25 protein-coding genes and 1 tRNA gene are annotated in these 24,708 nt (G+C 74.1%); 14 read left to right on the forward strand and 12 right to left on the reverse strand.

Features of this window, described 5'->3' with window-relative positions; genetic code table 11:
• Positions 1-293 precede the first annotated feature (293 nt).
• The 5 genes from ABD160_RS11340 (at position 294) to ABD160_RS11360 (ending at position 4,438) form a co-directional block, all read left to right on the forward strand.
• Positions 294-1,838, forward strand: coding sequence for an amidase (locus ABD160_RS11340; protein ID WP_344021296.1), 1,545 nt, complete (start codon positions 294-296; stop codon positions 1,836-1,838).
• A complete protein-coding gene (gene nthB / locus ABD160_RS11345; protein ID WP_344021298.1) occupies positions 1,835-2,545 on the forward strand; it encodes a nitrile hydratase subunit beta in 711 nt (236 codons plus the stop codon). The genes ABD160_RS11340 and nthB overlap by 4 nt, the downstream gene beginning before the upstream one ends.
• Positions 2,542-3,171 carry a nitrile hydratase subunit alpha gene (gene nthA / locus ABD160_RS11350; protein ID WP_425563611.1) on the forward strand — a complete coding sequence of 210 codons (630 nt, stop codon included), beginning with the start codon at positions 2,542-2,544 and terminating at the stop codon, positions 3,169-3,171. Before nthB ends, nthA begins: the two co-directional genes overlap by 4 nt.
• Positions 3,168-3,590: a nitrile hydratase accessory protein gene (locus ABD160_RS11355; protein WP_344021302.1), complete on the forward strand. Its 423-nt coding sequence runs from the start codon at positions 3,168-3,170 to the stop codon at positions 3,588-3,590. The genes nthA and ABD160_RS11355 overlap by 4 nt, the downstream gene beginning before the upstream one ends.
• An 89-nt stretch (positions 3,591-3,679) precedes the next feature.
• Complete coding sequence (locus tag ABD160_RS11360) at positions 3,680-4,438, forward strand: hypothetical protein (RefSeq protein ID WP_344021304.1); 759 nt, start codon at positions 3,680-3,682, stop codon at positions 4,436-4,438.
• Here the strand turns inward: ABD160_RS11360 and ABD160_RS11365 are convergent.
• Positions 4,417-5,973: an AMP-binding protein gene (locus ABD160_RS11365; protein ID WP_344021306.1), complete on the reverse strand. Its 1,557-nt coding sequence runs from the start codon at positions 5,971-5,973 to the stop codon at positions 4,417-4,419. The two genes, ABD160_RS11360 and ABD160_RS11365, sit on opposite strands and share 22 nt — an antisense overlap.
• A gap of 56 nt (positions 5,974-6,029) precedes the next feature.
• Between ABD160_RS11365 and ABD160_RS11370 the strand changes: the two genes are divergently transcribed.
• Complete coding sequence (locus tag ABD160_RS11370; RefSeq protein ID WP_344021308.1) at positions 6,030-6,911, forward strand: helix-turn-helix transcriptional regulator; 882 nt, start codon at positions 6,030-6,032, stop codon at positions 6,909-6,911.
• A 6-nt stretch (positions 6,912-6,917) separates the two neighbouring features.
• Here ABD160_RS11370 and ABD160_RS11375 read toward each other — a convergent pair whose 3' ends face one another.
• Complete coding sequence (locus tag ABD160_RS11375; RefSeq protein WP_344021310.1) at positions 6,918-7,448, reverse strand: CGNR zinc finger domain-containing protein; 531 nt, start codon at positions 7,446-7,448, stop codon at positions 6,918-6,920.
• 86 nt (positions 7,449-7,534) lie between these two features.
• On the opposite strand from ABD160_RS11375, the gene ABD160_RS11380 reads away from it, so the two are divergent.
• Positions 7,535-8,476, forward strand: coding sequence for an alpha/beta fold hydrolase (locus ABD160_RS11380; RefSeq protein WP_344021312.1), 942 nt, complete (start codon positions 7,535-7,537; stop codon positions 8,474-8,476).
• Here the strand turns inward: ABD160_RS11380 and ABD160_RS11385 are convergent.
• Positions 8,462-9,877, reverse strand: coding sequence for a GntT/GntP/DsdX family permease (locus ABD160_RS11385; protein ID WP_344021314.1), 1,416 nt, complete (start codon positions 9,875-9,877; stop codon positions 8,462-8,464). The two genes, ABD160_RS11380 and ABD160_RS11385, sit on opposite strands and share 15 nt — an antisense overlap.
• Positions 9,874-10,401 (reverse strand): gluconokinase, encoded by a 528-nt coding sequence (locus ABD160_RS11390; protein ID WP_344021316.1) that lies wholly within the window; start codon positions 10,399-10,401, stop codon positions 9,874-9,876. The genes ABD160_RS11385 and ABD160_RS11390 overlap by 4 nt, the downstream gene beginning before the upstream one ends.
• Positions 10,402-10,539: 138 nt before the next feature.
• Here ABD160_RS11390 and ABD160_RS11395 point away from each other — a divergent pair, with 138 nt between their 5' ends.
• Positions 10,540-11,256, forward strand: a complete 717-nt coding sequence (locus tag ABD160_RS11395; RefSeq protein WP_344021318.1) for a FadR/GntR family transcriptional regulator — start codon at positions 10,540-10,542, stop codon at positions 11,254-11,256.
• Between the two features lie 38 nt (positions 11,257-11,294).
• Here the strand turns inward: ABD160_RS11395 and ABD160_RS11400 are convergent, their stop codons facing one another.
• The 4 genes from ABD160_RS11400 to ABD160_RS11415 all read right to left on the reverse strand — a co-directional run bounded on the left by ABD160_RS11400 (position 11,295) and on the right by ABD160_RS11415 (position 13,571).
• On the reverse strand, positions 11,295-11,951 hold the full coding sequence (locus ABD160_RS11400; protein WP_344021320.1) for an NAD(P)H-binding protein: 657 nt from the start codon (positions 11,949-11,951) through the stop codon (positions 11,295-11,297).
• Positions 11,948-12,628 (reverse strand): type 1 glutamine amidotransferase domain-containing protein, encoded by a 681-nt coding sequence (locus ABD160_RS11405; protein WP_344021322.1) that lies wholly within the window; start codon positions 12,626-12,628, stop codon positions 11,948-11,950. Before ABD160_RS11405 ends, ABD160_RS11400 begins: the two co-directional genes overlap by 4 nt.
• Before the next feature lie 142 nt (positions 12,629-12,770).
• Positions 12,771-13,361, reverse strand: coding sequence for a TetR/AcrR family transcriptional regulator (locus tag ABD160_RS11410; RefSeq protein WP_344021324.1), 591 nt, complete (start codon positions 13,359-13,361; stop codon positions 12,771-12,773).
• Between the two features lie 138 nt (positions 13,362-13,499).
• Positions 13,500-13,571 (reverse strand) — tRNA-Thr (locus ABD160_RS11415).
• A 153-nt stretch (positions 13,572-13,724) separates the two neighbouring features.
• Here ABD160_RS11415 and ABD160_RS11420 point away from each other — a divergent pair.
• The 3 genes from ABD160_RS11420 to otsB are packed head-to-tail and all read left to right on the forward strand — an operon-like array spanning position 13,725 to position 17,501.
• On the forward strand, positions 13,725-15,206 hold the full coding sequence (locus tag ABD160_RS11420) for a threonine/serine exporter family protein (RefSeq protein WP_344021326.1): 1,482 nt from the start codon (positions 13,725-13,727) through the stop codon (positions 15,204-15,206).
• Between the two features lie 52 nt (positions 15,207-15,258).
• Positions 15,259-16,710, forward strand: coding sequence for an alpha,alpha-trehalose-phosphate synthase (UDP-forming) (locus tag ABD160_RS11425; RefSeq protein WP_344021328.1), 1,452 nt, complete (start codon positions 15,259-15,261; stop codon positions 16,708-16,710).
• Complete coding sequence (gene otsB / locus ABD160_RS11430; protein ID WP_344021330.1) at positions 16,707-17,501, forward strand: trehalose-phosphatase; 795 nt, start codon at positions 16,707-16,709, stop codon at positions 17,499-17,501. The genes ABD160_RS11425 and otsB overlap by 4 nt, the downstream gene beginning before the upstream one ends.
• Here otsB and ABD160_RS11435 read toward each other — a convergent pair.
• Together ABD160_RS11435 and ABD160_RS11440 are read right to left on the reverse strand one after the other, a co-directional pair.
• Complete coding sequence (locus ABD160_RS11435) at positions 17,479-18,333, reverse strand: MOSC domain-containing protein (RefSeq protein ID WP_344021332.1); 855 nt, start codon at positions 18,331-18,333, stop codon at positions 17,479-17,481. The two genes, otsB and ABD160_RS11435, sit on opposite strands and share 23 nt — an antisense overlap.
• The gene (locus tag ABD160_RS11440; RefSeq protein ID WP_344021334.1) at positions 18,327-19,430 is read right to left on the reverse strand and encodes a LacI family DNA-binding transcriptional regulator; all 1,104 of its coding nucleotides are present in this window, start codon (positions 19,428-19,430) and stop codon (positions 18,327-18,329) included. The genes ABD160_RS11435 and ABD160_RS11440 overlap by 7 nt, the downstream gene beginning before the upstream one ends.
• Positions 19,431-19,580: 150 nt before the next feature.
• Here ABD160_RS11440 and ABD160_RS11445 point away from each other — a divergent pair, with 150 nt between their 5' ends.
• Genes ABD160_RS11445 through ABD160_RS11455 form a run of 3 tightly spaced genes read left to right on the forward strand, consistent with a single transcriptional unit; the run spans position 19,581 to position 22,296 of the window.
• Positions 19,581-20,639 carry a metal ABC transporter solute-binding protein, Zn/Mn family gene (locus ABD160_RS11445; protein WP_344021336.1) on the forward strand — a complete coding sequence of 353 codons (1,059 nt, stop codon included), beginning with the start codon at positions 19,581-19,583 and terminating at the stop codon, positions 20,637-20,639.
• Positions 20,636-21,451, forward strand: a complete 816-nt coding sequence (locus ABD160_RS11450) for a metal ABC transporter ATP-binding protein (protein ID WP_344021338.1) — start codon at positions 20,636-20,638, stop codon at positions 21,449-21,451. The genes ABD160_RS11445 and ABD160_RS11450 overlap by 4 nt, the downstream gene beginning before the upstream one ends.
• Positions 21,451-22,296: a metal ABC transporter permease gene (locus ABD160_RS11455; RefSeq protein WP_344021755.1), complete on the forward strand. Its 846-nt coding sequence runs from the start codon at positions 21,451-21,453 to the stop codon at positions 22,294-22,296. The genes ABD160_RS11450 and ABD160_RS11455 overlap by 1 nt, the downstream gene beginning before the upstream one ends.
• Before the next feature lie 10 nt (positions 22,297-22,306).
• Here ABD160_RS11455 and rlmB read toward each other — a convergent pair whose 3' ends face one another.
• Both rlmB and cysS read right to left on the reverse strand, forming a co-directional pair.
• Complete coding sequence (gene rlmB, locus ABD160_RS11460) at positions 22,307-23,281, reverse strand: 23S rRNA (guanosine(2251)-2'-O)-methyltransferase RlmB (protein WP_344021340.1); 975 nt, start codon at positions 23,279-23,281, stop codon at positions 22,307-22,309.
• 14 nt (positions 23,282-23,295) lie between these two features.
• Positions 23,296-24,687 (reverse strand): cysteine--tRNA ligase, encoded by a 1,392-nt coding sequence (cysS, locus tag ABD160_RS11465; RefSeq protein WP_344021342.1) that lies wholly within the window; start codon positions 24,685-24,687, stop codon positions 23,296-23,298.
• Between the last annotated feature and the right edge of the window lie 21 nt (positions 24,688-24,708).

Raw genomic sequence — 24,708 nt, forward strand, 5'->3', positions numbered from 1 at the left:
GGTCGTCGACCGGCACGCCCACCGCCGCCCGGCTCCGGAGCGGGCCGTCCATCTGCACCGTTCCTCCCGCGACGCGTCGGTGGTCCGCGACCGGGACCCACCCGGGCAGCGTCCCACGGATCGTGCGGCCGGGGGGACCGGCGTCCGATCCCGAGGGGCGGTCCTGATCTCACCCGGATGACGGGCGGTTGACGTCCAGATCAGAACTCCTGTCAACGCGTCGGCAAACATTGACACGACAGGGCGGGCTCCCTAGCTTTCTCGCATCCACAGCACGTGAGGAGTTCTGCTCCATGGCACTACCACCCCCTGATCCCGCCCGGCTCGCGGCGATCAACTCCCAGCACGCGTTCGGACTGTCCGAGGCCGAGCTCGCCGAGTTCCTCCCCGCCGTGACCGCGACGCTGAGCGCGACCGACCGGGTCGAGGAGCTGTACCGGGCCTCCGCCCCCGAGGCGCCGGAGCGCGCCTGGGCCGAACCGGCCGACAACCCGCTCGGCGGCTGGTACGTGACGACGTCGGTGCCCGGCGCCGCGGACGGCCCGCTCGCCGGGCGGACGGTCGCCCTGAAGGACAACATCTCGCTCGCCGGGGTCCCGATGACCAACGGCTCGGCGACCGTCGAGGGCTTCGTCCCGCGCCGGGACGCCACCGTCGCGACCCGGCTGCTCGCCGCCGGGGCGACGATCACCGGCAAGGCGGTCTGCGAGGACCTGTGCTTCTCCGGTGCCAGCTTCACCTCCCGGCCGTGGCCGGTGCGCAACCCCTGGGACCCGTCGCGGGCGGCCGGCGGCTCGTCCAGCGGCAGCGCCGCGCTGGTCGGCAGCGGCGCGGTCGACCTGGCCGTCGGCGGTGACCAGGGCGGCTCCATCCGCATCCCCAGCGCGTTCTCCGGCACGGTCGGGCACAAACCGACGCACGGTCTGGTGCCCTACACCGGGGCGTTCCCGATCGAGGCGACGATCGACCATCTCGGGCCGATCACCCGGACCGTCTCCGACGCCGCGCTGATGCTCGGCGTGCTCGCCGGCGTCGACGGGCTCGACGCCCGCCAGCCCACCTCGCTGGAGCCGGTCGACTACCTCGCCGCACTCGGCACGTCGGCGGCCGGGCTGCGGGTCGGGATCGTCACCGAGGGCTTCGGCCGCCCGGAGAGCGACCCGGGCGTCGACCGGACCGTGCGGGAGGCGATCGACACCCTGCGCGGGGCCGGGCTGACCGCCGAGGAGGTGTCGATCCCCTGGCACCTCGACGGGATGGCGGTCTGGAACGTCATCGCCACCGAGGGTGCCGCCTACCAGATGGTCGCCGGCAACGCCTACGGGATGAACTACCCCGGTCTCTACGATCCCGAGCTGATCGCGCACTACGCGCGGCAGCGGATCGAGCGCGGCGCGGAGCTGTCCAAGACGGTGAAGCTGGTCGGCCTGTCCGGCGGCTACACCTTCGGCCACGGCGGCGGCTCGTACTACGGGATGGCCCGCAACCTGGCGTTCGACCTGCGCGCGGCCTACGACGCCGCGCTGGGCAGCTACGACGTGCTGGTCATGCCGACCCTGCCCTACACCGCCCCGGAGCTGATCGGGCTCGACGCCGACCTGGACAGCTACCTGCCCACCGCGCTCGGGATGGTCGGCAACTGCGCCCCGTTCGACGTCACCGGGCATCCGGCGGCGAGCGTGCCGGCCGGCCTGGTGGACGGGCTGCCGGCCGGGCTGATGATCGTCGGCAAGCGCTTCGACGACGCGACCGTGCTGCGCGTCGCACACACCTTCGAGCAGGCCGTCGGCGGCTTCCCCGCCCCGCCGGCGCTCACCACCGTGGGAGGACAGCAGTGAACGGAGTCTTCGATCTCGGCGGAACCGACGGTCTGGGCAAGGTCGAGAACGACCACATGGCCGAGCCGGTGTTCCGCGCCGAGTGGGAGAAGATCGCCTTCTCGATGTTCGCGCAGAGCGCGCGGGCCGGGCTGTTCAACGTCGACCAGTTCCGGCACGGCATCGAGAAGATGGACCCGGCCGAGTACCTGCTCTCCAACTACTACGAGCACTGGGCGCACGCCGTCGAGCACTACGCCGAGGCCGCCGGCCTGCTCGACCCGGCCGAGCTCGCCGAGCGCACCCGCTACTACCTGGAGAACCCGGACGCCCCGCTGCCCGAGCGGGAGACCGACACCGAGATCGTCGAGTTCGTCGACTGGGCGGTCACCAACGGGTTCCCGGCGCACCGCGAGTCCGACCGGAAGGCGCAGTTCTCGGTCGGCGACGAGATCGTCGTCTCCGACGACAGCCCGTTCGGGCACACCCGCCGGGCCCGCTACATCCGCGGCAAGCGCGGCGTCGTCACCGCCGCGCACGGCACCTACCTGTACCCGGACACCGCGGGCAACGGGCTCGGCGACTGCCCGGAGCACCTCTACACCGTGCGGTTCACCGCGGCCGAGCTGTGGGGCCCGGAGACCGCCGACCCGAACGGCTCCAACTACTTCGACGTGTGGGAGCCCTACCTGAGCCCCGCCCCCGCGACCGTCCCCCAGGGAGCCTGACCGTGACCGAGATCCGCACCGACACCCGCCTCAGCTCGCAGGAGGAGATCACCGCCCGGGTCAAGGCCCTGGAGGCGCTGCTCATCGAGAAGGGCGTGATGACCACCGCGGCCGTGGACCGGCTCGCCGAGGTCTACGAGAACGAGGTCGGCCCGCAGCTCGGGGCGAAGGTCGTCGCGAAGGCGTGGACCGACCCGGCCTTCAAGGAGCGGCTGCTCGCCGACGCCTCCGCCGCCTGCCGCGAGCTGGGCATCGGCGGTCTGCAGGGCGAGGAGATGGTGGTCGTCGAGAACACCGACACCGTGCACCACGTGATCGTCTGCACGCTGTGCTCGTGCTACCCGTGGCCGGTCCTCGGGCTGCCGCCGAACTGGTACAAGGCGCCGCCGTTCCGGGCCCGGATCGTGCGCGAGCCGCGCACGGTGCTCGCCGAGGACTTCGGGTTCCCGGTGCCGGACGCGGTCGAGATCCGGGTCTGGGACTCCAGCTCCGAGCTGCGCTACTGGGTGCTGCCGCAGCGCCCGGCCGGCAGCGAGAACCTGTCCGAGGAGGAGCTCGCCGCGCTGGTCACCCGGGACTCGATGATCGGCGTCGGCGCGCCGCTGCCGGTGGGGTCCGCCGGATGAGCGGCACCGGCGGCACCGGGGTCCGCACCGACGCCACCGAGCTGGGCGACGCCCGGCGCCGGGTGGAGAAGCTGGTGTGCGACATGCCGGGCGCGGACCGGCCGTTCTCCGAGCCGTGGGAGCTGCGGGCGTTCGCGATGGCGGTGGCCGCCTACCACGAGGGCCACTACGAGTGGAGCGAGTTCCAGCTGTCGCTGATCGACTCGATCCGGCAGTGGGAGGCCGGCCAGGGCGGCGAGCCGTGGAGCTACTACCTGCACTGGCTCGACGCGCTGGAGCACACCCTGGCCGCGAGCGGCGCGCTGTCCGACTCGGCCGCGCTGGACGACCGCACCCGCCAGGTGCTCGCCACCCCGCGCAACGCCAACCACCACGAGGCCCGGCGCGAGCCGGTCACGGTCGACCCGGCCCGGCGCTGAGCGACGCCGGACGAGTACCGCGACGGCCCGGTCCGCACCCCCCGCGGACCGGGTCCGTCCCGGCGACCTTCCCGTCCGGTCCGGGCACCGTGCCGGTCGCCCGCGTCCCGCTGGGCGACCGGTTCGTGGCCCGCTCCGGTCGCCCGCCCGGCTGGACGCCCGCCGCCGTCGCACTCGGGTCCCGGCTCGACGACACCCTGGACCGGACCGTCGCCGACCGGCGGGCACCCGGCCGGGCGGTCGCCGCGGCCCTGCTCCTGGACCGCTACGCGCTGCGGCTGGCCGCACCGGTGCTGGCGGCGTTCCACGAGCTCGACACGCTGCTCGACGCGCGGCCCGGCAACGTCGCGCTCGGCCCGGACGAGCGGGTCCCCGGCTGGCTGGCGTTCGCCGAGCCCGGGATCCCGGCCCGGTCCGATCCGGACGCGCTCTGCGCCGGCCTGCTGACCGGGAGCCTGCTCCCGCTGGCCGACGAGCTGGCCGCCAGGACCCGGGTGGGGCGTCGCGTGCTGCGCGGGTCGGTCGCGCACGCGGTGGCGCTCAGCGCGCTGCACCTGTCGTGGCACCGCCGCGAACCCGACCGGCTGGTCGCCCCGACCCGTGACCTGCTCGGGCGGGCCGGCCTGGCCGGGCTCGTCACGGTCGGGACGGTCGAGGTGGACGGCGGCTCCTGGATGACGGTGTCCCGGCGCGCCTGCTGCCTGGCGTTCCGGACCGCGCCGGTGGGCGGGCCGCCGGCGTTCTGCGGGACCTGCCCGTGCCGGGACCCGGCCGACGTCGCGACCGACGTCGTGGCCGCCGTCCGGTCGTTCCGGGAGCGGGACGATCAGCGGGCGCGCAGCAGGTAGCGCTGGATCTTGCCGCTGGGCGTCTTCGGGAGCTCCGGTACGAAGTGGACCGTCCGCGGGTAGGCGTGCCGGGAGTAGGTGTCCCGGACGAGCGCCTGCAGCTCACCGGCCAGTCCGGCGTGCCGGTCGGCGGTGACCTCGCCCGCCGGGACCACGAACGCCTCGACGACCTCGCCCCGGACACCCTCGGGATCGGGGCGTCCGACCACGGCGACGTCGGCGACCTCGGGATGGGTGATCAGCACGCTCTCGACGTCGAACGGGCCGATCCGGTAGCCCGCGGCGAGGATCACGTCGTCGTCGCGGGCGGTGAAGAAGAAGTGGCCGTCCGGATCCACCCGGCCCGTGTCGCCGGTGAGGTACCAGCGCCCGTCGGCGGTGAACCGCTCGGCGGTCCGCTCCGGCGCGCCGTCGTAGCCGGCGAACCAGAACAGCGGGCTGGCGGTCGCGTCAATCGCGATCTGGCCGTCGACGACGTCCGCGGTGACGCCGGGCAGCGGGCGGCCCATCGAACCGTCCCGGATCGGGTGCACGACGTCGTCGTGCCAGTGGTTGCCGATCACCATGCCGAGCTCGGTCTGGCCGTAGTGGTCCCGGATCGGGGTCCCGAAGGTCTTCTCCCCCCAGGCCACGACGTCCGGGGTGAGCGGTTCACCGGCCGACGACGCCCGCCTCAGCGTGACGCCCTCGACCGCGCCGCTCTTGCTCAGCGCGCGGTAGACGGTGGGGGCGCCGGCGAAGTTGGTGACGCCGAAGGTCCGCAGCACCGCCACCGCGGAGGCCGGCGTGAAGTTCCCGCGGAACAGCAGGTTGGGCCGCCCGGCCAGCAGTGGCGCGACGATCCCGTAGTACAGCCCGTAGGCCCAGCCGGGGTCCGCGATGTTCCAGTAGACGTCGTCCGCGGCGACGTCCAGCCCGTGGTGCAGGTAGCAGTGGAAGGAGGCGAGCGCCCGCACCGGCACCACCACGCCCTTCGGCTTCCCGGTGGTGCCGCTGGTGTAGAGCTGCAGCAGCGCGCCGTCGCCGCCGACCGCCTCGGTGCCGGTGCACGGCTCGCCGCCGGTCACCAGCTCGTCGAACCCGGCACCGGTGACGAGCACGTCGAGTCCGTCCAGGGCGTCGAGCTTGGGCCGTTCGGCGGGCTCGGTGACGACGAGCCGCACACCGGCGCTCTCCACCCGCAGCCGGATCGCGCCCTCGGCGAAGGCGGTGAACAGCGGGACGTGCACCGCACCGAGCCGCCAGATCGCGAGCAGGGTGAGCACCAGCTCCGGGCGCTTGGACATCAGGACGGCGACCCGGTCGCCGCGCCGGACACCGCGGTCGGCCAGCGCGCCGGCCAGCCGCCGGGACCCGTCGGCGAGCTCGCCGTAGGTGGCCGTGGTGCACGTCAGGTCCCCGTCGCCGGTGACGTCGACGAACCGGAAGGCGACGGCGGCCGGATCGTGCCGGTCGCACAGCAGGTGCGCCGCGTCCGCGTCCGGCGATCCGTACTCGTCGAGCCAGCGGCTGAGGGTCCCGGCGACGTCCGACATGGCTGCTCCTCGGATGTTCCTTGTAGGTACTGCTCCCACCGGGCGAGACTGTCGTCGTGCCGAGCGTCGACGCCCACCCCCCGACGAGGGGGATCGGTGCCGCGCTGCCCGCGAGCATCGGCCGGGCACTGGCCCGGATCCGGCGGAGCACCGGCAGCTCGCTCGCCTTCGGTGGCCGGGTCGGCCCCGGCGGGGTGCTGCTGGAGCACTTCGACGGCCAGGTCGTCGGACCGCTGCGCGGGGCGAACCTGGAACCGGGGCAGGGTCTCGGCGGGCAGGTGGTGGCGCAGCAGCGCGCGCTGGCGGTGCCCGACTACGTCGCGAACCCCATGATCACCCACCGGTACGACGCGATCATCCGGGCCGAGCGGTTGCGCGCGCTCGCCGCGGTGCCGGTGGTGGTCGCGCGGCGTCCGGTGGCGGTGCTCTACGCCTCGCACCGGACCCCGCACCAGGGTCTCGACCGGGTACTCGACGTCGTGGTGGCGGAGGCGAGGGCGCTGGAGCAGGAGCTGGCCGTGACCGCCGCGGTCCGCACCGGCGGCCCTGCCGGCCCCGACGGCCCCGACGGCACTGGCGGCGCTGCCGGCCCCGACCCGGACGGGTTGCGCGTGCGCGCCCAGGACACCTTCTCGGAGCTGTACGCGCTCGCCGCGCGGATCGACGACGAGCAGCTCGCAAGCGCCGTCCGTGCCGCCGCCGAGCACCTCCTGCCCGGACCCGCGGACCACGGTGGCCCTCCGGTGCACCTGACCCGCCGCGAGCGTGACGTACTGGCGCTGGTCGCGGCCGGGCTGGGCGACCGGGACGTCGCGGCGGCGCTCGGCGTCCGGCTGTACACGGTGAAGGGGCACGTGAAGAGCCTGATCGGGAAGCTGCACGCGGCGAACCGGCACGGCGCGGTGGTGCAGGCGCGCCGGTACCGGCTGCTGCCCTGATCCGGGTCATCCGCCGCCGCGGGTGCGGGCGTAGTGCCGGTTCGACTTCGACCGGTTGCCGCAGGACGCCATCGAGCACCAGCGCCGGGTCCCGTTCCGGGTGGTGTCCAGGAAGTGCAGGACACAGGTGTCGTGCGCGCACCGCCGGACCCGCTCGGGGCGGGTCTCCAGCAGCCGGAGCAGCGCCTCGGCCGCGGTCCAGGCGGGCAGCCAGGCCGGGTCGCCGGTCTCCGGGCGCGTCACGGCCCCGGCCGGGCCGTACCCGCGGCGCAGCCGGCCGCGGTCCAGGATCCGGTCGAACGCGGCCGCGGTGCCTGCGGCCGGCGCGTCCAGCAGCTCGGTCATCACCGCGCGGGCCTCCCGCAGCGCCGCCGCGACCGGCTCCCCGGCGGGCCCGGCGAACCCGTGCCCGGCGAGCCAGGCCGCGACGCCGTCCGGCGTCGACAGCAGGTCCTGCTCCGTCCCGCCCTCGCTCCACCGGGTGTTGAGCAGATCCAGCGGGAGCGGCTCCCCGGTGAGCGGCCGGACGTCGGGCATCGGCCCAGGGTAGCCGCCGGCCCGGCTTGACCCGAGCCGCTGTCCGTGCTTCTGTCTAACCATCTAAACAACATTAGGAGGTTGGAATGACCGGGACAACCGCTGCGGCCACCGAGATCGAGTACCGCCACCACGAGATCGCCGGGCACCGGGTCTTCGTCCGCGAGGCCGGCCCCCGGGACGCACCGGTCGTGCTGCTGCTGCACGGCTTCCCGACCAGCTCACGGATGTACCGGGCGCTGCTCCCGGCACTCGGCGAGCGCTACCGGGTGATCGCGCCGGACCACATCGGCTTCGGCCACTCCGACGCGCCGGGCACCGAGGAGTTCGGCTACACCTTCGACGCGCTGACCGACGTGACCGAGGCGCTGCTCGACGAGCTGGGCGTGCACCGGTTCGCGGTCGTCGTGCAGGACTACGGGGCACCCGTCGCGTGGCGGCTGGCGCTGCGCCGCCCGGCCGCCGTGACCGCCGTGATCAGCCAGAACGGCAACGCCTACGACGAGGGCTTCGTCGAGGACTTCTGGGCGCCGGTCTGGGCCTACGCGAACGCCCCGGGCCCGGACACCGAGCCCGCGGTGCGCGCCGCGCTCGGCGAACCGGCCATCCGGTGGCAGTACCTGCACGGGGTGGACCGGCCCGAGCTCGTCGACCCGGACACCTGGACGATCGACGCCGCCTCGATGGCCCGCCCCGGCTCCGACCAGGCGCAGCTGAGCCTGTTCCGCGACTACGCGACGAACCCGCCGCTCTACCCGGAGCTGCACGCCTGGTTCCGGAGGACCCAGGTCCCGCTGCTGGCCGTCTGGGGTGAGAACGACGAGATCTTCGGCCCGGCCGGGGCCCGCGCGTTCGCCACGGACCTCCCGGACGCCGAGATCCACCTGGTGCCCGGGGGCGGCCACTTCCTGATCGAGAGCCACCCGGACACCGTCCTGCGGCACGTCGAGGACTTCCTCGCCAGGCACCTGCCACCGGACCCGGACCGGCCGGCCGATCCGGGTCCTGCGGTGTCAGATGATCAGTGAGATCAGCAGCACCAGCGCCAGCCCGACCACCGAGATCAGCGTCTCCATCACCGACCAGGTCTTGATCGTCTGCGTGACCGAGAGCCCGAAGTACTCCTTGACCAGCCAGAACCCGGCGTCGTTGACGTGCGAGAAGAACAGCGATCCGGCGCCGATCGCGAGCACCAGCAGCGAGGTCTGTGCCGGATCGAGGGTGCCGACGAGCGGCGCGAGGATTCCGGACGCGGTCACCGTTGCCACGGTCGCCGAACCGGTGGCGAGCCGGATGAGCACCGCGATCAGCCAACCGACGATCAGCACCGAGGCGCTGCCACCGGACACCAGCCCGGCGATCAGGTCACCGATCTGCGTGTCGATGAGGGTCTGCTTGAAGCCACCACCCGCGGCGACGATCAGCAGGATCCCGGCGATCGGGGGCAGCGCCTGCTCGAGCGACCGGCCGATCGCCTTCGCTCCCATCCCGGTGCCGCGGCCGAGGGTGAACACGGCGACCACGACGGCGATCAGCAGCGCCATCAGCGGGGTCCCGAGGAAGTTCAGCACGACCCGCACCGGATCGGTCTTGTCCGCCACGAAGATGTCGGCGAGGGCCTTCCCCATCATCAGGACCACCGGCAGCAGCACGCTGACCAGCGTCGCGACGAAGGTGGGACGGGTGGCGGCGCGGCGCTCGGTCGCGACGCCGGAGCCGCCTGCCGGCTCGCCGCCGGACGGCGCGTCCCCGGCGGGCGCGGTGACGTCGACCCAGCGGGCGGCGTAGCGCGCGAACAGCGGGCCGGCGACGGCGATGACGGGCAGCGCGATGAGCACACCGAGGCCCAGCGTGATGCCGAGGTTCGCGTTCAGCGCGGAGACCGCGACGAGCGGACCGGGGTGCGGCGGGACGAGCCCGTGCATGGCGGAGAGGCCGGCCAGCGCCGGGATGCCCACCTTGACCAGCGAGAGCCCCGAGCGCCGCGCCACCAGGAAGATGACCGGCATCAGCAGGACGAGGCCGATCTCGAAGAACATCGGGAGGCCGATGAGGGCGCCGATCAGCGCCATCGCCCACGGCAGGCTGCGTTCCCCGGAGCGACGCAGGATGGTGTCGACGATCTGGTCGGCACCGCCGGAGTCGGCGAGCAGCTTGCCGAACATCGCGCCGAGCGCGATCAGGGTGCCGACCCCGGCCGCGGTGTCGCCGAAGCCCTTGCTGAAGCTCGCGACCGCGGCGGTGACCGGCATCCCGGCGATCCCGGCGACCACCAGCGAGCCGATCGTCAGCGCGAGGAACGGATGCACCGAGAACCGGGTGATCAGTACGACGATCAGTCCGATCCCGACCAGCGCCGCGGTGATCAGCAGGGCGGCGGGGGCCGGCGGGGCGGCGGGGGCGGTCTGGGCGAGCAGGAACGTGGTCATGCCAGACCGCCGAGCCGGTCGGCGCCGGTGACGGCGTCGGCCGCGACGGCGACCAGGTCGTCGACGGACCGGTCGAGATCGAGGGTGATGCCGTACTCGTCGTCGCCGAGCGGCTCGAGGGTGTCGTACTGGGAGTCGACGAGCGCGGCGGGCATGAAATGGCCCGGCCGGCCGGCGACGCGGCGGGCCACGGTCCGGCGGCTGCCGGTCAGGTGCACGAACATCTGCGCCGGGGCGGCGGCGCGGAGCCCGTCGCGGTAGGAGCGGCGCAGGGCCGAGCAGGTCACGACCGCGCCGGAGGCGGTGCGATCGGCCTGCCAGGTGCCGATCGCCTGCAGCCACGGGACGCGGTCGTCGTCGGTGAGCGGGACGCCGGCCGACATCTTGGCGATGTTCACCGCGGGATGGAAGTCGTCGGCGTCGGCGAAGGGGACACCGAGGCGCTGCGCGAGCGCGGCTCCCACGGTCGTCTTCCCGGAACCGGAGACACCCATCACGGTCACCAGGGGCAGGGGCTGTGGCATCGGATCGTGTCCTCTCGCGGCATCAGTGGTGCGACGACATGAGAAGAGTGGCCTGAAAAGTATTAACTATTCAAGCCTGTACCGATTCATGACAACGAGCTTGGCTCGTCGTCCGCCACAAATGCGATCATCGGGACCATGACCGCCCACTCGTCGGTCGGCCTGCACGCCGACCTGCTGGACTCCCTCGGCCGCCGGATCGCCGCGGGCGAGCTCCCCGAGGGCGCCGTCCTTCGCACGGAGGAGCTGGCTGCCGGATCAGCCGTGTCGCGCACCATCGCCCGCGAGGCCGTGCGGGTGCTCGAGTCGCTCGGGATGGTCACCAGCAGGCGACGCGTCGGCGTCACCGTCGCCCCACGGGCGGCCTGGAACGTCTTCGCCCCGATGATCATCCGGTGGCGCCTCGCCGGCAGCGACCGCACGGCGCAGCTGCGCTCCCTGTCCGAGCTGCGCGCGGGCTTCGAGCCTGTCGCCGCCCGTTACGCGGCGGACCGTGCGACCCCTGAGCAGTGCGGGCTGCTCACCGGTGCCGTCATGGACATGGCGGTGCACGGCCGCTCCGGCGATCTCGATGCCTACCTCGACGCCGACGTCCGCTTCCACCGCGCGCTGCTGGAAGCCGCGGGCAACGAGATGTTCGCCGCCCTGTCCGGCGTCGTCGCCGAGGTGCTCGCCGGGCGGACCCGGCACGGGCTGATGCCCGCCCGGCCGGAGCAGGTCGCGATCCGGCTGCACGGCGACGTCGCGGAGGCGATCCGCGCGGGTGACGCCGACGGCGCGGAGCGGGCCATGACGGCGATCATCGGCGAGGCCGCCGCCGCGATGACGAGCCGGGAGCTCCGGCCGGAGCGGTGATCAGCGGCCCGGGCTTCCCGCCGCCGCCCCGGGCACGCTCAGCGGGCCGGTACGACGCCCGCCACGGCCTCGTCGATCGGTGTCCCGCCCCGGGCGAGCTCGAGGATCTGCCGGTTCACCCGGGGTTCGTACAGCAGCGCGACCAGCGTGTCGGCGACGTCCCGGCGGGTCACCTCGGTGTGGATCTGGGCCTGGCCGAGCGCGACCGTGCCCCGTCCCGGCTCGTCGAGCAGCACCGCCGGCCGGAGGACGACCCAGTCCAGGCCGCTGCGGGTCAGCGCGACGTCGGCGCCCTTCTTCACCGCGATGTAGTGGTCGAAGCCGGGCCCGAGGTTCCGTTCGCGCCACGCCTCGGGGAACACCGAGACCAGCAGGAAGCGCCGGACACCGGCGATCTGCGCGGCCTCGATCGCCGTGTCGACGCCGGCGCCGTCGATCGCCGAGGTGGCCTCGGCCCCGGCGCCGCCCGCACCGGCGGTGAACAGGATCGCGTCGGCGCCGCGGACGAGCCCGGCGAGCTCGGCCGGCGTGATGGTGGTCAGGTCGCCGAGCGTCGCGTCGACGCCCGCCGCCACCAGCTCGTCGCGCTGCCCGGCCCGGCGCACCAGGCCGGACACGGAGTCGCCGCGCTCCTGCAGCGACCGGGCGGCGAGCGAGCCGACCCCGCCGGTCAGGCCGATGACGAAGACCTTCACGCGGCGACCCGCGCGATCAGCGCGTCCGCCGCCGCCGCGGACGACGCCGGGTTCTGGCCGGTGATCAGCAGGCCGTCCTGCACCACGTAGGACGCCCAGTCGTCGCCCTGCGAGTAGTCGCCGCCGAGCCGGGTCAGCTCGTCCTCGACCAGGAACGGGACGATGTCGACCAGCCCCACGGCCGCCTCCTCGGAGTTGGTGAAACCGGTGACCCGGCGCCCGGACACCAGCGGTGCGCCGTCCTCGTCGACGACGTGGCGCAGGACGCCCGGCGCGTGGCACACCAGCGACACCGGCTTGCCGGCACGCAGCGTGCCCTCGATCAGGCGCACCGAGTCCCGGTCCTCGGCGAGGTCCCACAGCGGCCCGTGACCGCCCGGGTAGAACACCGCGTCCGCGTCGGCCGCGGTGACCGAGTCCAGCCGCACGGTGTTCGCCAGCGCCGCGGTCGCGACCGGATCGGCCTCGAACCGGCGGGTGTCGTCGGTCCGGAAGTCCGGCTCGTTGCTCGCCGGGTCGAGCGGCGGCCGGCCGCCCGCGGGCGAGGCCAGGACGACCTCGTGGCCGGCGTCGACGAACCGGTAGTACGGCGCGGCCAGCTCCTCCAGCCAGAACCCGGTCTTGCGGCCGGTGTCGCCGAGCTCGTCGTGCGAGGTGAGAACGATGGTGACCTTCATGGAGCTCCTCCGTCGTATGTCGCGTGCTGTGTGTCGCGTTCTGTGTCGCGTGCTGCCCGTGCCGCGGGCATTGAGTAGACCGGTCGACTAGTACCCGGCATCGTGCACCGTTATGCACCGGACCGGCCGGCGACTGTCCGGGCTATCCGGCCGTCGTGGCGCCCAGGATCCGCTCGGTGACGGCGAGCGCGTTGTCCAGCGGGGCGGTGTCCCGCTGGATCTTCGCCATCACGCTGGCCCCCAGCCACAGGTCGTAGAGCGTGCGGGCGGTGGCGGCGGCGTCGAGCCCGACCGGGATCGAGCCGTCCGCCACACCGGCCTCGACGGTCCGCCGCACCCGGTCGACGATCGAGTCGGTGCCCGCCTTCAGCGCCGTCCGCATCGACTCCGACAGGTCGGCCACCTCGGCCCCGAGCTTGACCGCCAGGCACCTGCCCTGACAGTCCCGGAGGCTCTGGGTGGCACGCCAGTTCCGCCAGTAGTCCATCAACCGGCCGGCCGCCGGGGACGTACCCGCGAGGATCCCGTCCATCTCCGCCAGGTAGCCGACGAAGTAGTTCCGGATCATCGCCTCGCCGAAGGCGTCCTTCGAGCTGAACCAGTGGTAGAACGAGCCCTTGGGGACCCCGGCCGCGCCGAGCACCTCGTTGATGCCCACCGACCCCCATCCCCGGTCGGCCATCAGGCGTTGGCCGACGTCGAGGATGTTCTGCCGGGTGTCGGTGGCGGGCACGGGACCACTGTACGGCCCATTAGACCAGTCGTCTAGTCGCTGCGGGAGCTGCGGGAGCTGCGGGAGCTGCGGGAGCTGCGGGACGGACGAGCCGCGCGACGGGACTCCGCGCAGGCGGGAACACCTGGTCAGACGCGGAGCCGGAGGTCGGGATCGAACCGACGACCTACTGTTTACAAGACAGTTGCTCTACCACTGAGCTACACCGGCGGGTCGCCCCAGACTAGCTTCCCGCCCCTCCCACACCCTCCCCGCCCGCCCACCGGACGCACCGGACGGGCGTCCGGCCGTGCCGCCGTCACCCGCCCGACACAGATCCCTAGCCTGGGAGGCCGCACGGACTACAGGAGAGGTGAACCGAACGTGGCCGAGGACACGCCGCCCGCCGACAGGTTCGCGCGGCGACTGCGCGGGGCGCTGCGGCGGGACGCGAAACGGCTGCTGACCCCCGGCCCGTCGACGGTGCCGATGCTGATGCTCGGCCCCCAGGTCCCCGACGACGCCCAGGTCCAGCAGGTCCTCGACCTCTGCATGCGGATCGGCGAGATCGAGCTGTCCAGCGGCGAGTCGGTGGACGAGGTCACCGCGACGATGCTGCGGCTGGCCAACGCGGCCGGCCTCCCGGCGGTGGACGTCGACATCACGTTCACCTCGATCACGATGTGCTGCCACCGGGGCAACGCGGCACAGCCGGTCACCACGATGCGGCTGGTCCGCTACCGGACCCTGGACCTGTCCCGGCTGGCCGAGACCGAGCAGATCGTCCGCGACCTGGAGGCGGGCCGGCTGGACGTGCGCGCGGCGTCGTCGCGGGTGTCGGACGTGGTGCGCAGCCCGCACCCCTACCCGCGCTGGGTCGCGACGTTCGGCTGGGCCGGGCTCGCCGCGTCGATCGCGCTGCTGCTCGGCGGCGGCCCGATCACCGCCACGGCGGCCTTCGTCACGACGGCGGTGATCGACCGGATCGGCAGGCTGCTGGCCCGGTGGGGGGTCGCGTCGTTCTTCCAGCAGGTGCTCGGCGGCTTCCTGGTGACCGCGTCGACGATCCTGCTGATCTCGATCGGGCTGTTCCCGGCCGGGACCAGACCCTCGTTCATCGTGGCGGCCGGGATCACCGTGCTGCTGTCCGGGCTGAGCGTCGTCTCCACCGTGCAGGACGCACTGACCGGCTACTACCTGACGGCGGCGGCCCGGATCGTGGAGATCTCGCTGCTGTCGGCGGGGCTGCTCACCGGCGTCGTGCTCGGGCTGCAGCTGGGCTTCCAGTTCGACGTGCCGATCGAGGTGTCCGGGGACCTGCCGTCCAGCGTCGGGCAGTTCGGCCTGTCGGTGCTGTCCGGCGCGCTGGCGGCCGCGTTCTACGCGCTCGCCGGGTACGCCCCGCTGCGCTCGCTGCCGATCGCCGGTGCGGTCGGCGCGGCGAGCTGGGCGGTCTACGGCGTGCTGACCCAGGTGTTCGGGATCGGGGCGGTCCCGGCGACCGGCGCCGCGGCCCTGGTGGTCGGCCTGGCCGCCGGGCTGCTCCGGCGCGGGACCGACACCCCGCCGATGGTGGTGACGCTGGCCGGCGTCACCCCGCTGCTCCCCGGCCTGGCCGCCTACCGCGGCTTCTACCAGCTGGCCGTGGAGGGCGTCTCGGAGGGACTGGTGACGGTCACGATCGCGCTGGCGATCGGTCTCGCGCTGGCCTCCGGTGTGGCGCTGGGCCAGTTCGCGACCCGGCCGCGGCGCCGGCCGGAGGAGACGCCGACCTCCGGGGACAGCCCGTCCACCGGCAGCGGCTACATGCTCGCGCCGGACTCCGACGCCGCCGAATCGCAGGCCGCCCCCGCCGACTCGAAGTAGGCTCGGCGACGGGCCCGGGACGCGCCCGCGGCCCGTGCGTCGAGGAGGGCATGTGACCAGCGGCGAACCGGTGACCGCGGCGGATCTGGTGGTGGTGGCCAACCGGCTGCCGGTGGACTACGAACGCCGGCCGGACGGCAGCACCGGCTGGAAGCGCAGCCCGGGGGGCCTGGTCACGGCGCTGGAACCGACGCTGCGGGCCCGGGAGGGCGCCTGGGTCGGCTGGCCCGGCGTCCCGGACGTCGAGGTCGATCCGCTGGTGGAGGACGGCCTGTCGCTCTACCCGGTCCGGCTCTCCGCCCAGGAGGTCGAGGACTACTACGAGGGCTTCTCCAACGGCACGCTCTGGCCGCTCTACCACGACGTGGTCGCCCAGCCGCAGTTCCACCGGCACTGGTGGCGGGCCTACACCGCGGTCAACCAGCGCTTCGCCGAGGAGGTCGCCAGGGTCGCGGCGCACGGCGCGACCGTGTGGGTGCAGGACTACCAGCTCCAGCTGGTCCCGGGGCGGCTGCGCGAGCTGCGGCCGGACCTGCGGATCGGGTTCTTCCTGCACATCCCGTTCCCCCCGGTGGAGCTGTTCCGCCAGCTCCCGTGGCGGACCCGGATCATGGAGGGCCTGCTCGGCGCGGACCTGGTCGGGTTCCACACCGACGGCGGCGTCCGCAACTTCCACTGGCTCGCCCAGGAGCTGGCCGGCGCGACCCCGGACCGGGATCCGGAGGTGGTGCGCTACGGCGGCCGGCAGGTCCGGCTGGGCGCGTTCCCGATCTCGATCGACACCAAGCAGCTCGACGAGCTGTCCCGCACCGAGACCGTCCTGAAGCGGGCCGCGCAGATCCGCGAGGAGCTCGGGAACCCCGCGCGGATCGTGCTGGGCGTCGACCGGCTGGACTACACCAAGGGCATCGACGTGCGGCTGCGCGCGTTCCAGGAGCTCCTGGAGGAGAACCGGATCACGGGCGGCGACACGACGCGCAGCGGAGCGGAGTCGGCCATCGACACCGTGATGATCCAGCTGGCCACGCCGTCGCGCGAGCGGGTCGAGCACTACCAGCAGATGCGCAACGACATCGAGCAGGCGGTCGGCCGGATCAACGGCGAGTTCGCCAGGGTCGGCCATCCCGCCGTGCACTACCTGCACCGCTCGCTGCCCCGCGAGGAGCTGGTCGCGTTCTTCCTGGCCGCCGACGTCATGCTGGTCACCCCGTTGCGGGACGGCATGAACCTGGTCGCCAAGGAGTACGTGGCGGCCCGGCACGACGACGGCGGCGTGCTGGTGCTGTCCGAGTTCGCCGGCGCCGCGATCGAGCTGACCTCGGCGCTGCTGGTGAACCCGCACGACACCGACGGGGTCAAGGAGGCGCTGTACGCGGCGCTGACGATGAACCCCGACGAGGGCCGCAAGCGGATGCGCACGCTGCGCCGCCAGGTGCTCGACCACGACGTGGACCGGTGGGCGCGCTCGTTCCTGGAGACGCTGGGCGTGAAGGTGGACCGGTGACGCCGGCGGGCCCGGCCGGCGCGCTGGACCGGCTGGCCCGGGCCGACCGGCTGCTGGTGGCGCTCGACTTCGACGGCGTGCTGGCGCCGCTGGTGGACGATCCGTCGGCGTCCCGGCCGCTGCCGGGGTCCGCCGACGCGGTGCGCCGGCTCGCCGGCACCGATGCCACCACGGTGGTGCTGGTCTCCGGCCGCGGGCTCGACGATCTCGCGACCGTCTCCGGCTTCGGCCCGCCGGTCGGGCTGGTCGGCAGCCACGGCGCCGAGTTCGACGCGCGGCTCTCCGAGCTGCTCGGCCGCGGCGGGCTGCTCAGCGACGCGCAGGCCCGGCGGCGGGCCGCGCTGCTCGACGGCCTGCGGGAGCTGGTCGAGGCCACCCCGGGCGCCCGGCTGGAGACCAAACCGGCCGGCGGCGCCGTGCACGTGCGCGGGATGGACCCGGCGACCGGTGCCGCGCTGCTGGAGCAGGTCGAGGCCGAGTGGGTGCGCGACGGCGTCGACGCCACCGCGGGCAAGGACGTGCTGGACCTCGCGGTGCTGCGCACCACCAAGGGCGCCGCGGTGGCCGCGCTGCGCGACGCGCTCGGCGCCGGTCCGGTGCTGTTCGCCGGCGACGACGTCACCGACGAGACCGTGTTCGGCACGCTCGGCCCGGACGACGTCGGGATCAAGGTCGGCGACGGCGCCACCGCCGCCGGCTACCGGATCGCCGATCCGCACGAGCTGGAACCGCTGCTGCACCGGCTGGCCGACGCGCGGACCGGTGCGGTCAGGAGCGGGCCCGGCCGGTGACGGTCAGCTCGTCGCCGACCCGCAGCTCGGGGCCGGGGCCCGGGCCGGGGCCGGGATCGAGGTCGGGGATGAGATTCACGCCGAACAGCACGCCGCCGCCCACCCGTCGGTGCCGGGCGAGGGTGACCATCGGCTCCCGGCCGCGATCGGCCGTCACCGGGTCGACCGTGGTGAACACACACCGGGCGCAGGGTTTCGCGACCCGGAACGCGACGTCGCCGACGGTGATCCGCCGCCAGCCGTCCTCGGCCCACGGCGCCGCCCCGGACACCACGAGGTTCGGCCGGAACCGGCTCATCGGCAGCGGCCCCTCCGCGGCGTGCGGGCCGTCCGCGACCAGCTCGTTCAGCGCGTCGAGGGAGTCCTGCGAGGTCAGCAGCAGCGGGTACCCGTCGGCGTAGGACACCCGGTCCTGCGGCCGGGAGAACTCCGGATCGGGCCGCCGGCGGTCCGGGTCGTCGAGGTGCACCAGGCGCACGTCGGTGCCGAGCAGCCGGGAGAACCACCGGTCGGCCACGGGGCCCGCCGGCACCCCGGCGGTGTCCGAGCGGTGCACCCGCACCGGGACGGTCCCGACGGCCGGGTCCGGCTCGGCGACCTGCAGCACCGGGAGCCCGGGTCCGGTCACCTCCAGGCCGCCGCCGGCGGGGAGCCGCGGCGCGGCGAGGACCAGCCGCGGGTGCTTCCGGCCGGTGACCATCACGCCGTCCGGGTCGACGACCATCCACCGCCGGTCGCCGGCGAGTCCGGCGCGCTCGACGGGGAGCCGGTCCTCCGGCGTCCCGCGGCAGGACTTCACCGGGTACCGGAGGAGACCGGTCAGCCTCACCATCCGGAGAAGAACTCCCCCGACTGCCGCAGCGCCCGGGTGGTGGAGCCGACGACCAGCTCGGTCGGCAGCGTGACGTGCTCGGAGACGTGCCGGTCGCCGCGTTCCAGCAGCAGCCGCCCGGCCTCCCGGCCCTTCTCCCGGAACGGCTGCCGGACCGTGGTCAGCCCGACCCGGTCGGCCTCGGGCACACCGTCGAACCCGGCGACCGACAGGTCCTCGGGGACCCGCAGGCCGCGTTCCCGGGCCTCACCGAGCGCGCCGAGGGCGAGGATGTCGGAGGTGCAGACGACCGCGGTGATCCCCGGGTGCGCGTCCAGCAGGGCGGCCGCGCCGTCGGCCCCGGCCTCGGCGGAGTGCTCGAAGCGCTCGATCACCGGCACCGTGGACCAGCTGACCCCGGCCTCGGTGAACGCCTCGCGCAGGCCGGCCAGCCGCTCCCGCTGCACGCTGTAGGTGCTGCGTTCCTGCCGCTCGGGACCGACCGGCCCGTCGTGCCGCTGCGAGCTGAGCCGCATGCACAGCACGCCGATCCGCCGGTGCCCCAGCTCCACCAGGTAGCGGCCGAGCGCCAGGGTGCCCGCCCGGTCGTCGACGCCGACCCGGTCGACGCCCTCGACGCCGGCCGGCTGGTCGCACACCACGGTCGGCACCGGACGCTGCAGGACGGCGCGGAAGTGCGGGTCGTCCTCGCTGACCGAGTAGACGACGAAGCCGTCCACCCCCGCCTGGTAGACGGCGTCGACGTCGGAGTGCTCCGGGCTGACCGGCACCAGCAGCAGCCCGGTGCCCGCCTTCTCGCAGGCCAGCGCGAGCCCCTCGAGGAAGCCGGTGGCGCCCGGGTCGCGGAAGGCGTAGCTCAGCGCCTCGGTGAGCAGCAGCCCGACCGCGCCGGCCCGGCGGGTGCGCAGCGAGCGGGCCACCGGGTCCGGGCCGGGGTACCCGAGCCGGCGGGCCGCCTCCAGGACGCGCTCGCGCAGCGGCGCGGACAGCTGGTCGGGGCGGTTGTAGGCGTTGGACACGGTGGTCCGGGAGACGCCGAGCTCGGCCGCCAGCGACGCGAGCGTCGCCGGACGCCGCTGGTGCTGGGGACCGGTCACGCCTCGAACGGTAGCGGCGGCGTCACCCGGGTGAAAGTCCGCCCCGGCCCGGGCGTATGGATCACATCGTCGCAGTCCGGCCCGACTGTAGAGTGAATTTGAGAACGATTTTCGATAAATACATGACGATACGTTGATAGGAGTTCGGTCGTGTCCCGTTCCCCGCTCCGCCCGGCCGCGCTGGTGGCCGGGCTCGCCGCCCTCTCGCTGGGCCTGTCCGCCTGTGGCTCCGGCCAGGTGGACGCCCCGACCAGCCCGGACATCCCGCAGACCGCGATCGTCGCCTCCACCGACGCCTGGGGCGCCGTCGCGCGCGCCGTCGGCGGCAACTACGTGCAGGTCGAGTCGATCATCGACTCGCCGAACGTGGACCCGCACGGCTACGAAGCGACCCCGCAGGACGCCCTGACCGTCGGCGACGCCCAGCTGATCCTGATGAACGGCGGCGGCTACGACGCGTTCATGACCGGCCTCATCGCCTCCTCCGGCAACCAGGCGCCGGTGGTCGACGCGGTCGAGGTCTCCGGGCTGGAGGGCGCCGACGAGGCCGGGCACGCGCACGAGGGCGAGGCCGGGCACGCGCACGAGGAGGAGGCCGGGCACGCGCACGAGGACGAGGCGGGCCACGACCACGCGCACGAGGACGAGGCGGGCGGCCACGAGGGACACGACCACGGCGCGTTCAACGAGCACGTCTGGTACAGCCTGCCGACCGTGCAGCAGGTCGCCCAGCAGCTCGCCGACCGGCTCGCCGAGATCGACCCGTCGGCCGCCGAGTACTTCCGGAGCAACGCCCAGGCCGTCTCCGGCGGCATCGCCCAGCTGACCTCGAAGGCCACCGACATCGGCCGCAGCCACCCGGACGCCCGGGTCGTCGTCACCGAGCCGGTCCCGGACTACCTGCTGGAGTCGGCCGGCCTGGAGAACGTCACGCCGCAGGAGTTCTCCTCGGCCGTCGAGGAGGGCACCGACCCGCCGGCCGCCGTCGTCGCGCAGACCCTGGACCTGTTCCGCAACCAGCCGCCGGCCGACGTGCTGATCGTCAACAGCCAGACCGAGTCCGCGAGCACCGACCAGGTGCGGGCCGCTGCCGAGCAGGCCGGCGTCCCGGTCGTCGAGATGAGCGAGACGCTGCCCGAGGGCGTCGACGACTACGTCCAGTGGATGAACGGCAACCTCGACGAGCTGAACGCGGCGCTCTCGCAGTGACCACCCCGGCGCTCTCACTGCGCGGGGCGGGCCTGCGGTTCGGCGACCGGACCCTGTGGTCCGGCCTGGACCTCGACGTCGCACCCGGGGAGTTCGTCGCGGTGCTCGGCCCGAACGGCTCCGGCAAGACGACGCTGATGCGCGTCCTGCTGGGGCTGCTCGCGCTCTCCGAGGGCGAGGTCCGGATCGCCGGCGCCGCGCCGCGCCGCGGCAGCCCGGAGATCGGCTACGTCCCCCAGCAGCAGCAGCTCGATCCCGATCTGCCACTGCGCGGGCGGGACCTGGTCGGGCTCGGCCTGGACGGGCACCGGTTCGGCCCCGGCTGGGCCCGGCCCGGCGCCCGCCGGGAGCGGCGCGAGCGGGTCGACCGGGCGCTCGCCGCGGTCGGCGGCACCGGGTACGCCGGATCGCCGGTCGGCAGGCTCTCCGGCGGCGAGCAGCAGCGGCTGCGGGTCGCGCAGGCGCTCGTCGGCGATCCGGCGCTGCTGCTGTGCGACGAGCCGCTGCTCTCCCTCGACCTGTCCCACCAGCGCACGGTCACCCGGCTGATCGACGAGCGCCGGCGCACCGACGGCACCGCCGTGCTGTTCGTCACGCACGAGATCAACCCGGTGCTCCCGCTCGTCGACCGGGTGCTCTACCTGGTCGACGGCCGGTTCCGGATCGGCCCGACCGAGCAGGTCATGACCTCCGAGGTGCTCTCCGAGCTCTACCGCACCGAGGTGGACGTGCTGCGCGTGCGGGACCGGCTGGTCGTCGTCGGCGCCGAGGACGCCGGCCTGCACGCCGAGCACGGCGGGGTCCCGGCGTGATCGACCGGCTGTTCTCCTTCGACGGCACCCTGGAGCTGCTGGCCGAGCCGTTCGTGCAGAACGCGCTGATCGCCTGCGCGGTGCTCGGGCTGGTCGCCGGGCTGCTCACCCCGCTGGTGGTCAGCCGGGGCATGGCGTTCGCCGTGCACGGCACCGCCGAGCTCGCCTTCACCGGCGGCGCGGCAGCGCTGCTGATCGGGCTGGAGGTCGGGCTCGGGTCGGTGGTCGGCGCGGTCGTCGCGGCGACCATCTTCGGCGTGCTCGGCCTGCGCCAGCGCGAGCGGGACTCGGTGATCGGCGTCGTGCTCGCGTTCGGGCTCGGCCTCGGCGTGCTGTTCCTGTCCCTCTACGAGGGCCGCTCGGCGAACCGGTTCGGGCTGCTCACCGGCTCGATCGTGGCCGTCGACGGGACCAACCTGCGGGTGCTCGCCGTCGTCGCGGTGCTGGTGCTCGTCGCCCTGCTGGTGGTCTACCGGCCGCTGCTGTTCGCGAGCACCGATCCGGACGTGGCGCTCGCCCGCGGCGTGCCGGTGCGCGCCCTGTCGCTGGTGTTCGCGGTGCTGATCGGGCTGGTGACCGCGCTCGCGGTGCCGATCGTCGGGGCGATCCTGGTGCTCGCGGTGATGATCGTCCCGGGCGCCGCGGCGAACCGGGTGACCGCCAACCCGGTCCGCGCGACGATCCTGGCCGTGGTGATCGCCGAGGTGTCGCTGGTCGGCGGCACGATCCTGTCGCTGGCGCCGGGGCTGCCGGTGTCGGCGTACGTGGCGACCATCGGCTTCCTCGCCTACCTGCTGTGCCGGCTGGTCGCCCGGCTGCGCGGGCGCGCCGTGGCCCGCGCCTGAGCCCGGTCCGTCAGCGACCGACGCGGCGGCGGCGCGCCACCTCGGCCAGCACCACACCGGTGGCGACCGAGGCGTTGAGCGACTCGACGTTCCCGGCCAGCGGGATCGAGACGGTGACGTCGCAGGTCTCCCGGACCAGCCGGGACAGCCCCTTGCCCTCGGACCCGGTGACCAGCACCAGCGGGCCGGTGGCGAGATCGAGGTCGTCGAGCGAGACGTCGCCGTCGGCGGCCAGGCCGGCGACCATCAGCCCGGCCGAGGCGTACTCGCGCAGCGTCCGGGTCAGGTTCGTCGCGCGGGCCACCGGCAGCCGGGCCGCGGTGCCGGCCGAGGTCCGCCAGGCCACCGCCGTCATCCCGGCGGCGCGGCGCTGCGGGACGACGACGCCGTGCCCGCCGAACGCGCTCACCGAGCGGACGACCGCGCCGAGGTTCCGCGGGTCGGTGACGCCGTCCAGGGCGACCGCGAGTGCGGGCCGGCCGGAGTTGGCGGCCCGCTCCAGCAACTCGTCGGGGTGGGCGTAGGAGTACGGCGGCACCTGCAGGGCCATCCCCTGGTGCAGCGCCCCGCCGGTGATCCGGTCGAGATCGTTGCGCGGGACCTCCAGGATCGAGATCCCGGCCTCCGCGGCCAGCGCGACCGCCTCGGCGACCCGCTCGTCGGCCGGCATGCCGGTGGCGACGTGCAGGGCGGTCGCCGGGACGCCGGCGCGCAGGCACTCGACGACCGGGTTGCGGCCGAGCACCGTCTCCGGGCCCTCGCCGTCGCCGCGCCGGCCGGCGACCGGCCGGCGGCGCTGCTGATCCTGCTGGGCCGCCCGGCGGGCGGCCGCCTTCTGCTTGGGGTGCCCGGGCCGCAGGTCACCGGGCGGGGTCGGCCCCTTGCCGCGCAGCGCGCGGCGGGACTGGCCGCCGGAGCCGACGACCATCCCCTTCTTGGTGCCGTCCTTGCGGATCGCTCCGCGGCGCTTGGAATTGCCTGCCATCGTTATCGGGCGTCCTATGCGTCTTTGAGAGTCCAGGTGGAGCCGCCGGCGCCGTCCTCGACGGCGATGCCGGCGGCGAGCAGCTCGTCGCGGAGCCGGTCGGCGGTGGCGAAGTCGCGCTCGGCGCGCGCCGCCTGGCGACGCTCCAGCATCGACTCGACCAGGGTGGCCAGCGCCTCCCGGGCACCGTCACCGGTGGCCTCGGCGGCGCCGCCGGCGGCCAGCGGGTCCAGCCCCATCACGGCGGTGGTGGCGCGCACGCAGGACGCGGCCCGCGAGGCCGTGCCGGCGTCGCCCGCGTCGAGCGCGGTGTTGCCCTCGCGCACCAGCTTGTGGATCACCGACAGGGCACCGGGGGTGCCCAGGTCGTCGTCCAGGGCGGCGGCGAACTCGGCCGGGACGTCCGCCGACGGCTCGGGCAGCCCGTGCCGCTCGCGGACCCGGTTCACGAACGACTCGATCCGCCGGTAGGCGGCGACCGCCTCGTCCAGTGCGGCGTCGGAGTACTCGATGGCCGACCGGTAGTGCGGGCCGACCAGGTAGTAGCGCAGCTCGGCCGGGCGGACCCGCTGCAGCAGCGACTCGATCTGCAGCGTGTTGCCCAGCGACTTGGACATCTTCTCGCCGCCCATGGTCACCCAGGCGTTGTGCAGCCAGAACCGGGCGAACGGGTCGCCGGCCGCGTGCGACTGGGCGCGCTCGTTCTCGTGGTGCGGGAAGACCAGGTCCAGTCCGCCGCCGTGGATGTCGAACTCCGGGCCGAGGTAGGCGGTGGCCATCGCCGAGCACTCCAGGTGCCAGCCCGGACGGCCGTGCCCCCACGGGGTCGGCCAGCTCGGCTCGCCCGGCTTCGCCGCCTTCCACAGGGTGAAGTCCAGCGGATCGCGCTTGTGCCCGCCCTGGCCCTCGCCCTGGTGCACGTCGTCCACCTTCTGGCCGGACAGCGAGCCGTACTCGGGCAGCGTCCGGACGGCGAAGTAGACGTCGCCGGCCGCGGTGTAGGCGTGCCCGCGGTCGATCAGCCGCTCGATCAGGTCGACCATCTGCGTGATGTGCCCGGTCGCGCGCGGCTCGATCGAGGCGGGCAGGCAGCCCAGCGCGTCGTACGCGGCGGTGAAGGCCCGCTCGTGGGTGGCGGCCCACTCCCACCACGGACGGCCGGCAGCCTCGGACTTGCGCAGGATCTTGTCGTCGATGTCGGTGACGTTGCGGACCAGCGTGACGTCGTAACCGGCGTGGGTCAGCCAGCGGCGCAGCACGTCGTAGTTGAGGCTCGACCGGACGTGACCTATGTGCGGCAGGCCCTGCACGGTGGCACCACAGACGTACATCGACACGGCTCCGGCCCGCAGCGGCGTGAAGGCACGCTGCTCCCTGGTCGCTGAGTCGAGAAGTCTGAGGCTCACATCACCAGGGTACGGCTCTCC

Source organism: Pseudonocardia kongjuensis (assembly GCF_039526905.1).
GTDB lineage: Bacteria > Actinomycetota > Actinomycetes > Mycobacteriales > Pseudonocardiaceae > Pseudonocardia > Pseudonocardia kongjuensis.

What these genes read in the sequence shown, in the direction of transcription:
- ABD160_RS11340 (WP_344021296.1), top strand. Translation starts at nt 294, where the DNA reads ATGGCACTACCACCCCCTGATCCCGCCCGGCTCGCGGCGATCAACTCC.
- ABD160_RS11355 (WP_344021302.1), top strand. Translation starts at nt 3,168, where the DNA reads ATGAGCGGCACCGGCGGCACCGGGGTCCGCACCGACGCCACCGAGCTG.
- ABD160_RS11365 (WP_344021306.1), bottom strand. Translation starts at nt 5,973, where the DNA reads ATGTCGGACGTCGCCGGGACCCTCAGCCGCTGGCTCGACGAGTACGGA.
- ABD160_RS11375 (WP_344021310.1), bottom strand. Translation starts at nt 7,448, where the DNA reads ATGCCCGACGTCCGGCCGCTCACCGGGGAGCCGCTCCCGCTGGATCTG.
- ABD160_RS11380 (WP_344021312.1), top strand. Translation starts at nt 7,535, where the DNA reads ATGACCGGGACAACCGCTGCGGCCACCGAGATCGAGTACCGCCACCAC.
- ABD160_RS11385 (WP_344021314.1), bottom strand. Translation starts at nt 9,877, where the DNA reads ATGACCACGTTCCTGCTCGCCCAGACCGCCCCCGCCGCCCCGCCGGCC.
- ABD160_RS11390 (WP_344021316.1), bottom strand. Translation starts at nt 10,401, where the DNA reads ATGCCACAGCCCCTGCCCCTGGTGACCGTGATGGGTGTCTCCGGTTCC.
- ABD160_RS11395 (WP_344021318.1), top strand. Translation starts at nt 10,540, where the DNA reads ATGACCGCCCACTCGTCGGTCGGCCTGCACGCCGACCTGCTGGACTCC.
- ABD160_RS11405 (WP_344021322.1), bottom strand. Translation starts at nt 12,628, where the DNA reads ATGAAGGTCACCATCGTTCTCACCTCGCACGACGAGCTCGGCGACACC.
- ABD160_RS11435 (WP_344021332.1), bottom strand. Translation starts at nt 18,333, where the DNA reads ATGGTGAGGCTGACCGGTCTCCTCCGGTACCCGGTGAAGTCCTGCCGC.
- rlmB (WP_344021340.1), bottom strand. Translation starts at nt 23,281, where the DNA reads ATGGCAGGCAATTCCAAGCGCCGCGGAGCGATCCGCAAGGACGGCACC.